Here is a 12,054-nt window from a genome sequence, read left to right as displayed (position 1 = left end):
CCTCCGGGCCTCGTCGACGGCGCGGGCGCGGCGGGCGGAATGCACCGCCAGCTGCTTCTCCTCGGCCACAACCACATCGAGGTACTCATTCAACCGGGCCGTGTACCCGGACTCCCGCCGTTCGCCCTCGCCCGGATCGTCGGGCAGCAGCGCGTCGACGAACCCCGGGAACGCGGCCGGAGACATCCCGAAGCGACACTCCAGCGGGTCACGGTCGGAGAACACCCCGAAGTCTTCGACCCCGTCGTGCAACAGCTCCAGCTGATCCATAACCCCAGTCAACCGGGCACCACCGACACTCCCACCGCAACCAGCCGAGGGGTTGACAACGCGGGTTCGGACGAGATGCTTCTGACGCGCAGGGCCGGATTCGAGGCGGGTTCGCGGGGTCTCGACAAGCTCGACCACCGAGACGCCCGAGACACTCGAGACACTCGAGACACTCGAGACGATCGAGACGATCGAAGTCGGTTCGGGTCTGTCGGCGCGCTCGCGTCCGTAGCCAGTTCGAGGTACCCGGCCACCCAGCCACCCAGCCACCCAGCCACCCAGAGAGAATTGGTCACTTGCCACCGGTGACGGGCCGCTGCAGGCTTGACATCGTGACTTCTCCTGCCGCACCCCTCGTCCTGCGCTATGCCGCGTTCCCAGCGACTCAAACGTCCCTCGCGACCACCGCCACCGGAAACCCGGCCGGCGTCGTGCTCGATGCCTCAGCCCTCACCGAGGTGGAGATGCAACGCATCGCCGCCGCCATCGGCTACTCGGAGACAGCGTTCCTCACCGACGCTGCCGGGTCGTCMGATTCGACGGACGAGTTGCGCCGGAGCATCCGTTACTTCTCCCCCGGCGCCGAGGTTCCGTTCTGCGGACACGCGACGATCGCGACGGCGGTCGCCCTGGCCGAGCGGATGGGTATCGGCCGATTCACCTTTGACACCCCGATCGGTGCCGTCGTGATTCAGACCTCGACTGAGGAGGGACGCATCATGGCCGCGTTCACCAGCGTCGCTCCCAAGCTGAGGCCGCTCGATCCCATGGTGCGGTCTGCGCTGCTGCGGCTGCTCGGCCTCGCCGATTCCGATCTCGACGAACGCTTCCCGTTGCTGGTCGCCTACGCTGGCAACTGGCATCCGTTGGTCTTCGTGCGCGACCTGGCCACCTTCGACGCCCTGACATTCAATCCAGCAGACGCCCGACAGATGATGGATGCCGAGGGCTGGGCCGGCACAATCAGCGTGCTGCATGCCGAGGCGGAGCACGAGTTTGAAGCGAGAAACGTCTTTCCGGTCGGGGCGATCACTGAAGATCCGGCGACCGGTTCGGCGGCCGCGTCACTCGGCGGCTATCTGCGAGAAACCAGCCTGGTCGCGGCGCCGACCCGCATCCGCATCCGCCAAGGCCGGCACGTCGGCCGGCCGAGTTTACTCACGGTCGACATTCCGGCGGAGGGCGGCATTGTCGTCAGCGGTACCGCTATCCCCATCTCACTAAGCGAGTAGCGAGCCAGTAGGCGCACCGAGGGGAGTACCGCGATCAGGGATCGCTGGGGCGCTCCTTCATGGGCGGATGCTGTGTGCCCCGGTGGATTTCAATACTGCGGGCGGTACCCGGAGAATTCGGGTCGTCGACGATCGGCTGGTCGGCCATGAACGAGCGGATGACGTGGGCGAGTTCGCCGGGATGGCTGAAGTTAATCGCATGCGCCGCACCCGTGATCAGCACAACGAGCACGTGGTTGTCGCTCTGACCGGCGACCTCCCGAATGCGAGCGGGGCTTGGCATCAACGGGTCCCTGCTCYCGATGACAACGAGAGTGGGAATCTGCAAGGCGAGCAACCTCTGAAGTGACGGGTAACGGGTGAGCGCCCGGAACATCTTGACCGTGCTCGGAACGCCGAAGCGCAGATAGTCGGGGGTCGCCACCTTGAGCATGCTGGGCGGTTCACGTCCGCCGTCACGCGCAAGTTGCCCGATGGCCCGGCGCAGCGGCTGGTTGTGCAAACCGCCGGCCGGCGAGACAAGCACAGCGCGGTCGATACGATCCGGGTGGTTGTAGGCGAACTCGCAGATGATCGGGCAACCCATTGAGTTGCCGACGAGAGTGGCCGACTTGATGCCGCGATCGTCGAGGAACCGCGCCGCGGCGTGCGCGAGGTCGGGCACGTCCAGGGGCTCAGCGGGTTTTCCGCTACGACCGAAACCCGGGAGATCGGGAACGAGAGTGTGGAACTCATCGGCGAGCAACTCGGCGGTTGGCAGAAGATAGCGCCCGGAGAGACCGAACCCGTGCAGATGCATCATGGCCGGGGCATCCGGCGGTGACGGTGATTCCCGGTAGAAGATGTCGGTGCCGTCAATCGTCGTCCAGCGTTCGGCCAATGCCGACGCCGGGTGCTTGGGAGTCATGCGCGTCTGATGCCGCGAACCCGCTTCTGCCTTTGATCGTGCCGACATCGCGCACTCCCCTTCCTGCCGTTCTCTGCATAGAGCAACAAGCAACAAGCAACTCCGACCGTCGTCACTCGCTCAAGGAGTGCGCCCCGAGTCGACCCACACCATGAACCTCGCACTCGTCTCGGGGGAAGTCAATACTCTCCCCGAAGCGCAGGCAGACAGAGAAAGACGAGTGCCCGCCACAGCTCACGTTGCCGGTTTGGCAACAGCGTTTGGCGGGTCGTCGACCGAGAAGGCATTCTCGAGGCATGCCTAGCTCTGACGACATCCCCTCTGATTTCCACACTGCCGAGACACGACATGGCGCGGCCACAGGAAGCGGTGCTCGTGCACCTCGGGATCCGGACGCGATTGAGGAATTCTGGGATCAGCGCTACGCCGAAAATGAACTCCTCTGGAGCGGCAGGCCCAACGCTGCACTCATCGCCGAGACGCAGGATCTTCGACCGGGGCGCGCCCTGGATGTCGGCTGCGGCGAGGGGGCAGACGCGCTCTGGCTGGCAGAACAGGGCTGGGCAGTGACCGCTCTGGATGTCTCGCAGGTGGCGCTTGACCGGGCTACCGGCGAGGCCGAACGGCGTGGAGTCGAGGTGCGCTGGATGCACGCAGGCCTCGTCGAGGCCCCGTTGCCTCACGCCACCTTCGACCTCGTTTCCGCGCAGTATCCTGCGCTGCTGCGCACCACTGACAACCGTGCGGAGCGCGCGCTCATCGCCGCGGTTGCGCCAGGCGGGATGCTGCTCATCGTGCACCACCCCGCTCCAAGCGCTGAGCAAGCCAAGGCCCACGGTTTTGATCCCGACGACTACGTAAGCCCCGCCCAGGTCGCTGCTCTGCTCGACGACAACTGGCAGATCGAGGTTGACGAGACCCGGCCTCGCCACGTGGCCACCGGTGCCGGCGCCCTGCACACGGAGGATATCGTCGTGAGAGCGCGCCGACTCGCCTGACTCCGCAACGCCGGCGCTGACGCCGGCGCCGGCGAAACCCTGCGTTAGTCTCATCGGATGGCCGCCGATGATGCATTCCTGAACGATGTTGCGAGCTCGCTGGCACAACTGCCTGGCGCGATCGGAGTGGCGTTGGGCGGTTCCCGCGCACAGGGCACGAGCCGACCGGATAGCGATTGGGACTTCTCGATTTACTACCGAGGAACGTTCGAACCGGATCACGTTCGCGCGCTGGGTTGGTCAGGTCAGACCACTGACCTCGGTGGGTGGGGACCACTGTTCAACGGCGGTGGCGCGTTCACGGTGCACGGGCGACAGATCGACATCCACTATCGCGATCTGGATACCATCGTTGCGATCCAGGACGCGGCCGAGCGCGGTGAATTCAGTGTTGAACCGCTGCTCTTTCATCAGGCCGGCATCCCCAGCTACCTTCTTCTCGCGGAACTTGCGATGAACCGCACACTCCGTGGGGTTCTCCCCCGACCGGCGTATCCCGACGCTCTGCGCCGCACCGCTCCCGAGTATTGGCTGCCCGGCGCGAGGATGACACTCCACTACGCGCTGGCCGGCCACGCGCCGCACGGCCGCATCGCCCAGTGCGCCGGCCTGATCAGCGAAGCGGGATGCCGGGCCGGTCACGCCATCCTGGCTCATCGCGGCGAGTGGATCACCAACGAGAAGCAGCTCCTCATCCGTTCAGGTCTCACCGAGTTGAACGAGATCGTCGCCAATTTCACGGCGGATGCCTGCACCCTCGAGACGGGAGCAGTGCGGGCCAGCCGGATCATTGAGGATGCCTTCGCCAGCGAAGGAATCGGTCTCGACCAGCCCCAGTCGTGAGTCAGTAGTGACGAAGCTGCAGGTCGAAATCCGCACGATTCGGCATCTGTCTGGATGTGATCCCGTCGTTGCCGTTCACGACATCGAGCTGCGGAACGGGTCGACCCTCACGTCAGACCGAGGAAGGCCCGCAACTGAGGCACCCCTTCGACTTTCAGGTCGTCCTTGGGCCGGTTGAGCGTTTCGGACGTGAGAACCAATTTTTGATTCACGGCCATCTCGCCGTCGCGCCGTTTGAGACGGAAGACCCCGTTTTCCCGATATCCGACTTTTCGCGACACTGCGAGCGACGCGGGATTATCTGCGAATGCGCCTGAGCTCAATTCCTCGGCGTCCAGGTGATCGAACATGAAGGCACACATCGTCTGGCGCATCGCCGTGCCGATACCGCGGCCGTGGTACTTCATGCCGAGCCAGGAACCCGTCTCCCCCGTCTTCGTGACGAGGTAGTCCTTGGTGGAGATGCTCTGGCACCCGACGAGTTCACCGTCGAAGCGAACCGCGGTCTCCAGCGACCACGACGCCGGCGACATCGCGGCCCGCTGTGCCCAGTGGTACTGCATGAGACGCATCTGGACCTCGTGCGCGGTGCCCGCGGTCCACGGAAAATAGAACGGCATCTCATCCGGCGCATGGATGCCGGCCTGAGCAAGGGCTACAAGTTCGGGGAAGTCGGCGTCGCAAACAGGGGAAAGAGCAAGTGGTCCACTCGTGATCTTCAGTCCAAACGGTGGCCACAGCACGTCAAGTGATTCAGACATGAGACCAACCTAGGTGTGTCAGCTTCGCCCCCGAGGACGGCTCGCCCTTGGGCAACCAGTGACTAACCTCGATGAGGCTCTTCAACTACCCGGATGGACCTTCCGACGCGGACGCTTTCCCGGAAAGTTCCATCGTGAATGACAGGCCGACCTGTAGGTTCAGCACATGAGACTCGACCTGCGACCGATTTCAGCGTTGCTGCTCGCTGGCGCCCTGGGAGCTTCGGTCAGCGGTTGCACCGCGCTCTCCGACACAAGCAGTGAGCACCGGACACGAACATTACCGTCGGCTCCCTCAATGCCATCCACGACGGATGCCGACACCGGCGCTCCGGCCGATTTGAGCGCGTTTGAGCAGCAACTCCCCCTGCATGGAGAATTCGTCAGCCAACGGACGGAGACGGCCGGAGAAGTCGAGATTGCGCGTCGTAGTGATGGCACAGTGTGGGCGACTCTCACCAACTTCAGCACCGGATCCTCGCCGAACCTCCGGCTGTACCTCAATGAAGGTGCGCTGGTGAAGAACGCTGATGGCGCATGGTCAGCTGAAAGTGGCGCTGGCTACGATATCGCGGCCAACATCGGACCGTCCGGCAGCCAGCAGTTCGAAATCCCGGGTAGCTACGGGATGCCCGAGATCCATAGCGTCACAGTTTTCGACTTCACCGCTCCTGATTTTTACCATTTCGGGTCGGCTCCGCTCGGGTAGCGAGAACCCTCAGATCTCCGACAAACGCGGAAGCACCAACTCGGAGACCCGCGCAACGTAGCCGGCCGGATCGTCGCCGCGCGGTGACAGCCAGACCTGGCTGATTCCCGCCGCCGAATAGGCCTCCATCAACGTCAGGAATCCGTCGACGTCGGACAGCGGATCAAAGAACGACAGCATCGTGCGCGAAATCTCCGCAGGGTCGCGGCCCAGGTCTGCGCAGTGCCGATCGAGAACTTCAAGCTTGTGCATCACACCGTCGAGGCCGAGATCGAACAGATTGCAGGCATCCGCATACTGGGCAACCAGCCGCAGCGTTTTCTGCTCACCGGAGCCGCCGATCATGATCGGCGGACGGGGCGATTGAAGGGGACGAGGGCTGCAGATCGTCTCGGCCAGGTGGTAATAGCGCCCGTCGTAGGGGCCGTCATTGTCGCTCCACATCTGCTCGCAGATCTGAATCGCCTCCTCGAGCCGGCCGAAACGCTCGGTCAGCGACGGGAAGGCAACTCCGAGTGCGAGATGCTCGCGTTCATACCAGGCGGCGCCAATTCCGAGGAACGCGCGGCCCTCCGAGAGCACGTCAAGCGTTGCGACGATTTTCGCGAGAAGGCCTGGATGCCGATAGGTGACGCCGGTCACCAGCAGGCCGAGTGTGAGGCGTTTCGTCTGCCCGGCCAGAAACCCGAGCGTCGTGTATCCCTCGAGCATCGGCTCAGTCGCCGGGGCCCGCCGCTCCATCTGAAACCAGTGATCCATCAGGGTCATCGTGGTACAGCCGCCGTCATCGGCCGCGCGGGCCGTTGCCCCGATCAGTTTCGACAGCGTGCCGGGCGCGCCGGGATAAGAAAAGTTCGGAAAATGAATGGCCAGTTTCATGACCACAGGCTAAACCTCGACCTGTGATTGCGCACGTGCCCACGAGAACGGGACGCGGAGGTTCAGCCCTGAGGCAGAGCGGCGTTCCCCAGCGGATGCACAGGGCCACAGCTGGACATAAGTGTGCCATCTGAGACCTGCGGCCTCGGGTCCCCGATCGGCTTGCGGATTCCGACCAGGAATCCGCGGCAGATTTGAACGGGTCGGACTACGCGGTCTGCGCTGCGACCGGCTGCAAGTCGAGCGGCAACGCCGACACCGTGCGGTCGATCGTGCACTGACCGAGCACGCGCGTTCCGACGTAGACGACTGCGGTCTGGCCCGGCGCGACACCGTTCAACGGGTCGGTCGGAGTGATCTTCAGCTCCAGAGTTCCCTCGACACCGGTGGTCTCCGTCGTCGAGCGTTGTCCTGAGCCTGTCGAAGGGACGACCTGGGCTACAGCGGGCACCGGGTCGGCGTGCGCACGAATCTGCACCTCGCAGTCGAAGGCGACCTCTGGATGTTCCGGAGCGAGCCCGGCCCAGGTGAACTTGGTGCCGGCGATCTCGGCGATGTCGAGTGCTTCACGCGGTCCGACGATGACCTCGTTGGTCTTCGGGCGCACTTCGAGCACGAAGCGCGGCTTGCCATCGTTGGTGGGGAATCCGACGCTGATGCCCTTGCGCTGGCCGACCGTGAACGCGTGGGCACCCTCGTGCTTGCCGATCACCTCGCCGTTGCGGTCGAGCACCGCACCCTGCTCGGCACCGACACGCTCGGCGAGCCAACCGCGGGTGTCGCCATCCGGAATGAAACAAATGTCGTGGGAGTCCGGCTTGTTCGCGACCGAGAAGCCGCGCTCGGCGGCTTCGGCCCGCACTTCGGCCTTCGACGGCGTAGCACCGAGCGGGAACATCGAGTGCGCGAGCTGCTCGGCGGTGAGCACGCCCAGCACGTAGGACTGGTCTTTCGCCCAGGCCGCGGCCCGGTGGAGTTCGTTGTTGCCGTTCGCGTCGGTGACGATGGTGGCATAGTGCCCGGTCGCGACGGCATCGAAGCCGAGGGCGAGCGCCTTCTCGAGCAGCGCGGCGAACTTGATGCGCTCGTTGCAGCGCATGCAGGGGTTCGGGGTGCGGCCGGCGGTGTACTCGGCGATGAAATCGTCGACGACGTCGAGCTTGAACCGCTCGGAGAAGTCCCAGACGTAGTACGGAATGCCGATGATGTTCGCGGCCCGCTGCGCATCCATCGAGTCTTCAATGGTGCAGCAGCCGCGGCTGCCGGTGCGGAGCGTCCCTGGCATTCGACTGAGCGCCAGATGCACGCCGACGACCTCGTGCCCCGCCTCGACGGCGCGGGCTGCGGCGACGGCGGAGTCGACCCCACCACTCATTGCTGCTAAAACCTTCACCGGTTAAGTGTACGCGCCGCCCGCTGGCCCGTGCTCCAGAGCGCGTGCCCCGCCCGGGCTCCCCGCCGAGTTTGTGACGTGCGGTCGAGTTTGCGTGTTCTGCCGCTCAAACTCGACCGGAACACTCAAGCTCGGCACACACCGGCCCGCATCGCCCCGCCCGGGCTCAGAAGGTCGGCGTGCGGTCGGCCAAGCCGGCCCGGGAGGCCTGCGCGTACGCAGCCGGCAGAGCGGCAAGGAACGCGTCGACATCGGCCTCGGTCGAGGTGCGGCCGAGAGTGATCCGTAGAGCTCCCCTGGCCTCGATCTCGCTGCGTCCCATCGCCCGCAGCACATGCGACGGCTCGGGAATGCCCGCCTGACAGGCCGACCCGGTCGACACCGAGACCCCTGCCGCGTCGAGCAGAAACAGTAGCGAGTCGCCCTCGCAACCGGTGAAGGTGAAGTGGGCGTTGCCGGCGATCCGGCCGGATGGCTCGGGGTCGCCGTTTGACACGGCCCCCGGTATCGTCGCCAACACCCCGGAGACCAGCCGTTCCCGCAATCCAGCGAGTCGCAGCTGTTCGGCCGGGAGCTCCGCTGTCGCCGCCACCGCTGCGACCGCGAATGAGACGGCGGCCGCGACATCCTGGGTGCCGCTCCGCACCTGCCGTTGCTGTCCTCCGCCGTGAATGAGCGGAACCACCGTGGCCCGACGGGCGAGAATCAATGCGCCGATCCCGACCGGTCCGCCGATCTTGTGTGCTGACACGCTGAGCGCCGACACTCCAACCGCGGCGAGCGCCGCAAAATCAATCGGGAGATGACCGTAGGCCGACACGGCGTCGACGTGCACTGGAATGCCGTGGGCCGCGGCGAGCGCCGCCACCTCGGCAATCGGCTGCACGGTTCCCACCTCGTTGTTGGCCATCAACAGGGTGACGAGTGCGACGTCTCCCGGGTTTCTGGCAATCGCCTGCTCGAGTGCTGTCAGATCGATGCGTCCGAGTGTGTCGAGGGGAATCCACTCGACGGTGGCGCCCTCCTGCGCAGCCAGCCATTCGACCGTGTCGAGCGTGGCGTGATGTTCGCCACCCGGCACGAGAATACGAGTGCGAGGTGCGCGGGCCCAGTAGAGCCCCTTGATCCCCAGGTTGATGGCTTCCGTCCCCCCGGCGGTGAACACCACTTCGATGGGGTCACAGCCGACACTGACGGCCACGTGCTCCCGTGCCTCTTCGAGCATCCGTTTGGCGTTCTGCCCCTGGCTGTGGATCGACGCCGGGTTTCCGACGACAGTCATCGCCTCCGCATACGCGGCAATCGCCGCGGGGAGGATCGGTGTCGTCGCCGCGTGGTCTAGATAGACGGTCATTTCACACCTCTCACACTGATTACTCTAGAACGCATGAGTGCGGCCGATTCCCTGCGCAACCTCGGAGTGCGTCTGACCCCCTCCGGTGGTGAGCTCCGGGTCTGGTCCGAGAGCGCCGACGCGATGGAACTGTGCATCTTCGATGACACCGACCCCCAGTGGATCGTGAAGACGGTTCCCATGACGAGGGATGCGCACAACGTCTGGTTGGCGAAGACACGCACTCTGTCCCCTGGCCGGCGCTACGGTATCCGGGTATCCGGGCCAACCGGACCCCGGCATGCTTTTCATCCCGAGCTCGTGCTCGTCGATCCCTACTCCCGTGGGGTGGCGCGGATGGCCGCCGGCCGACGGCTCTCCGTCGTGGTCGACGGCGGGTTCGACTGGGCCGATGTCGCCAAGCCCCGCGTCCCTCTCGACCACACGGTGGTCTACGAGGCGCACGTGCGCGGGATCAGCAAGCTCAATCCCGCCATTCCGGCCGAATTGCGCGGCACCTATGCCGGCCTCGCCCACGAGGCAACCATCGCCTACCTGAAAGACCTCGGCGTCACGTCGATCGAGTTGCTGCCCGTGCAGACGTTCGTGCCAGAGCAGCGCCTGACCAAGCAGGGTCTCCTCAACTACTGGGGCTACAACACCTTCAACTTCTTCACCCCTCACGCGCCCTACGCCACGGCGGCAGCGCAGGCCGAGGGGCCGGAGGCAGTGCTGCGCGAATTCAAGGGCATGGTCAAGCTGCTGCATGAGGCCGGCCTCGAGGTCATCCTCGACGTGGTCTACAACCACACCTCGGAGGAGGGCCTCGGCGGCCCTGTGTCCAGCCTGCGCGGAATCGACAATTCGGCGTACTACCGCCAAGACGACACCGGGGCGTACCAGGATGTAACCGGGTGCGGAAACACGGTCGACTTCGGTCATGCCATCCCCCAGCGCCTGGTGCTCGACTCCCTGCGCTACTGGGCGAACGACGTGCAGATCGACGGCTTCCGATTCGATCTCGCCACCACCCTCGGGCGCGACTCCCTCGATGATGCCGGCGGCGGCAGTTACGACCCGCAGCATCCGCTGCTCACCGCCATCCGGGATGACCCGGCCCTGGCCGGTGTGAAGCTGATCGCCGAACCGTGGGATGTCGGTCCCGGCGGCTGGCAGACCGGCAACTTCCCGCATGGCTGGACCGAGTGGAACGACCGGTACCGCGACCGGATGCGCGACTTCTGGCTGCGGGACATCGCGTCTGCCCGGGCGACCGGGTCGGCCGGGAGCGGTATCGGCCGATTCGCCACCCGGCTGGCCGGTTCCTCGAACACCTTTGCGCTCGAGCGGGGGCCGCTGGCCTCCCTCAATTTCATCACCGCCCACGATGGCTTCACCCTCGCCGATTTGACCAGCTACAACGTCAAGCACAATGTGGGCAACGGGGAGTCGAATCGTGACGGCACCGACAGCAACAACTCGTTCAACCATGGCGTCGAGGGCCCGACCGAAGATCCGGTCATCCTGGCCACCCGCCGGAAGGCCATGCGCAACCTCCTCGGCACGCTGCTGCTCTCGGCCGGGGTGCCGATGCTCACGGCCGGCGATGAGTTCGGTCGCAGTCAGCGCGGCAACAACAACGCGTACTGCCATGACAGCGAGCTCACCTGGCTGAGCTGGAACCGGGCCGACTGGCAACAGGATCTGCACCGCGTCACCCGGCGTCTGCTCCAGCTGCGCCGCGAGAACCCGGCGTTGCGCCCGTCACGCTACGGCCGGCTCGGTGAGAGTGTGCCGAGCGCCAGCCAGATGGACTGGTACGACGCCGACGGCGGGTCGATGTCGGAAGATGATTGGAACTCCCCCAGCCAGCGCACTCTGCAGTACCTGGTCGCCAGCACCCCCGAACACGAAGTGTTCAACCGGGTGCTGCTTGTCGTGCACTCGCTCGAAACGGACATCGTCGTCACCCTCCCGACGCACGAGGGCGTGTCGTCGTACACCCTGCTCTGGGATTCGAACCACGACAGCGTCGACGCGGTGTCCACTGCTGCGTCCACTGCGTCCCTCCGGGTATTCGCGCCCGGCGAGACGCTGACCGTGGCCGGCACCTCGATGCAACTGTTCAGAGCGAACGAGGATGCCCCTGCCGCTGAGGATGCCCGTGGCTAAGCACACGCCTGGAGGCGCCGGCACCCCCGCTACCGTCGCACTGACCCGGGCCGGTGTGAGCTTCGTCCCCCACCTGTACGAACACGACGCGGCGGCGACGAACTTCGGCCTCGAGGCCGCCGAAAAGCTCGGACTCGATCCCGACCGGGTATTCAAGACACTCCTGGCCGATGCTGACGGGATACTTGTCGTCGGCGTCGTTCCCGTGACCGGTCTTCTGGATCTCAAGGCCTTGGCGCACGCCGTCGGAGCGAAGAAGGCCGTCATGGCCGATCCGAAGCTCGCCGAACGCAAGACCGGTTATGTCGTCGGCGGGATCAGTCCGATCGGTCAGAAAACCCCGCTGCGCACCGTCATCGATGAGACCGCCGAGCTGTCGGAGACCGTGTTCGTATCGGGCGGACGACGCGGTTTCGACATCGAGCTGACCCCGGCGGATTTGGCCCTGGCGACGAACGGCACCTTCGCGGCGATCGCACGCTAGACCGATTGGTTGCCCCCGGCTCTGCTGCGGGCGAACGCGGGGCGCATTCCTCCCCAACGTGACGAGAATTGGA

The 12,054-nt window shown here is 65.3% G+C and carries 12 protein-coding genes; 6 read left to right on the top strand and 6 right to left on the bottom strand.

Going from position 1 to position 12,054, the window contains the following annotated elements; all coding sequences use genetic code 11:
• On the bottom strand, positions 1 to 270 hold a 270-nt coding region (locus AB4Y63_RS07790), incomplete at its 3' end, for a hypothetical protein (protein WP_441790472.1).
• Positions 271 to 602: 332 nt separating this feature from the next.
• On the opposite strand from AB4Y63_RS07790, the gene AB4Y63_RS07785 reads away from it, so the two are divergent.
• Complete coding sequence (locus tag AB4Y63_RS07785; protein WP_441790471.1) at positions 603 to 1,502, top strand: PhzF family phenazine biosynthesis protein; 900 nt, start codon at positions 603 to 605, stop codon at positions 1,500 to 1,502.
• Positions 1,503 to 1,536: 34 nt separating this feature from the next.
• Here AB4Y63_RS07785 and AB4Y63_RS07780 read toward each other — a convergent pair whose 3' ends face one another.
• Positions 1,537 to 2,457 (bottom strand): alpha/beta fold hydrolase, encoded by a 921-nt coding sequence (locus AB4Y63_RS07780; RefSeq protein ID WP_441790470.1) that lies wholly within the window; start codon positions 2,455 to 2,457, stop codon positions 1,537 to 1,539.
• A gap of 248 nt (positions 2,458 to 2,705) precedes the next feature.
• Here AB4Y63_RS07780 and AB4Y63_RS07775 point away from each other — a divergent pair, with 248 nt between their 5' ends.
• Both AB4Y63_RS07775 and AB4Y63_RS07770 read left to right on the top strand, forming a co-directional pair.
• The gene (locus AB4Y63_RS07775) at positions 2,706 to 3,407 is read left to right on the top strand and encodes a class I SAM-dependent methyltransferase (protein ID WP_441790469.1); all 702 of its coding nucleotides are present in this window, start codon (positions 2,706 to 2,708) and stop codon (positions 3,405 to 3,407) included.
• A gap of 57 nt (positions 3,408 to 3,464) precedes the next feature.
• Positions 3,465 to 4,250 (top strand): nucleotidyltransferase domain-containing protein, encoded by a 786-nt coding sequence (locus AB4Y63_RS07770; protein ID WP_441790468.1) that lies wholly within the window; start codon positions 3,465 to 3,467, stop codon positions 4,248 to 4,250.
• Between the two features lie 107 nt (positions 4,251 to 4,357).
• Here AB4Y63_RS07770 and AB4Y63_RS07765 read toward each other — a convergent pair whose 3' ends face one another.
• Positions 4,358 to 4,993: a GNAT family N-acetyltransferase gene (locus AB4Y63_RS07765; RefSeq protein WP_441790467.1), complete on the bottom strand. Its 636-nt coding sequence runs from the start codon at positions 4,991 to 4,993 to the stop codon at positions 4,358 to 4,360.
• A gap of 316 nt (positions 4,994 to 5,309) precedes the next feature.
• Here AB4Y63_RS07765 and AB4Y63_RS07760 point away from each other — a divergent pair, with 316 nt between their 5' ends.
• Positions 5,310 to 5,720, top strand: a complete 411-nt coding sequence (locus AB4Y63_RS07760) for a DM13 domain-containing protein (protein ID WP_441790466.1) — start codon at positions 5,310 to 5,312, stop codon at positions 5,718 to 5,720.
• Between the two features lie 9 nt (positions 5,721 to 5,729).
• Here AB4Y63_RS07760 and AB4Y63_RS07755 read toward each other — a convergent pair whose 3' ends face one another.
• The 3 genes from AB4Y63_RS07755 to AB4Y63_RS07745 form a co-directional block, all read right to left on the bottom strand.
• Positions 5,730 to 6,599, bottom strand: coding sequence for an LLM class F420-dependent oxidoreductase (locus AB4Y63_RS07755; protein ID WP_441790465.1), 870 nt, complete (start codon positions 6,597 to 6,599; stop codon positions 5,730 to 5,732).
• A gap of 208 nt (positions 6,600 to 6,807) precedes the next feature.
• Positions 6,808 to 7,974: a tRNA 2-thiouridine(34) synthase MnmA gene (gene mnmA / locus AB4Y63_RS07750; RefSeq protein WP_441790464.1), complete on the bottom strand. Its 1,167-nt coding sequence runs from the start codon at positions 7,972 to 7,974 to the stop codon at positions 6,808 to 6,810.
• Positions 7,975 to 8,158: 184 nt separating this feature from the next.
• A complete protein-coding gene (locus AB4Y63_RS07745) occupies positions 8,159 to 9,346 on the bottom strand; it encodes a cysteine desulfurase family protein (RefSeq protein WP_441790463.1) in 1,188 nt (395 codons plus the stop codon).
• 33 nt (positions 9,347 to 9,379) lie between these two features.
• Between AB4Y63_RS07745 and glgX the strand changes: the two genes are divergently transcribed.
• On the top strand, positions 9,380 to 11,497 hold the full coding sequence (glgX, locus tag AB4Y63_RS07740; RefSeq protein WP_441790462.1) for a glycogen debranching protein GlgX: 2,118 nt from the start codon (positions 9,380 to 9,382) through the stop codon (positions 11,495 to 11,497).
• A complete protein-coding gene (gene ybaK, locus AB4Y63_RS07735) occupies positions 11,484 to 11,981 on the top strand; it encodes a Cys-tRNA(Pro) deacylase (protein WP_441790484.1) in 498 nt (165 codons plus the stop codon). Before glgX ends, ybaK begins: the two co-directional genes overlap by 14 nt.
• Positions 11,982 to 12,054: the final 73 nt, after the last annotated feature.

It is taken from the genome of Leifsonia sp. YAF41 (assembly GCF_052113185.1).
Lineage (GTDB): Bacteria > Actinomycetota > Actinomycetes > Actinomycetales > Microbacteriaceae > Cryobacterium.
The sequence above is the reverse complement of the archived record's forward strand: the minus strand, read 5'-3'. Positions and strand labels throughout refer to the sequence as shown.

Bases quoted from the DNA above. Each gene is read 5' to 3' on its own strand.
- AB4Y63_RS07775 (WP_441790469.1), top strand. From the start codon at position 2,706: ATGCCTAGCTCTGACGACATCCCCTCTGATTTCCACACTGCCGAGACA.
- AB4Y63_RS07770 (WP_441790468.1), top strand. From the start codon at position 3,465: ATGGCCGCCGATGATGCATTCCTGAACGATGTTGCGAGCTCGCTGGCA.
- AB4Y63_RS07760 (WP_441790466.1), top strand. From the start codon at position 5,310: ATGCCATCCACGACGGATGCCGACACCGGCGCTCCGGCCGATTTGAGC.
- AB4Y63_RS07755 (WP_441790465.1), bottom strand. From the start codon at position 6,599: ATGAAACTGGCCATTCATTTTCCGAACTTTTCTTATCCCGGCGCGCCC.
- mnmA (WP_441790464.1), bottom strand. From the start codon at position 7,974: ATGAGTGGTGGGGTCGACTCCGCCGTCGCCGCAGCCCGCGCCGTCGAG.
- AB4Y63_RS07745 (WP_441790463.1), bottom strand. From the start codon at position 9,346: ATGACCGTCTATCTAGACCACGCGGCGACGACACCGATCCTCCCCGCG.
- glgX (WP_441790462.1), top strand. From the start codon at position 9,380: ATGAGTGCGGCCGATTCCCTGCGCAACCTCGGAGTGCGTCTGACCCCC.
- ybaK (WP_441790484.1), top strand. From the start codon at position 11,484: ATGCCCGTGGCTAAGCACACGCCTGGAGGCGCCGGCACCCCCGCTACC.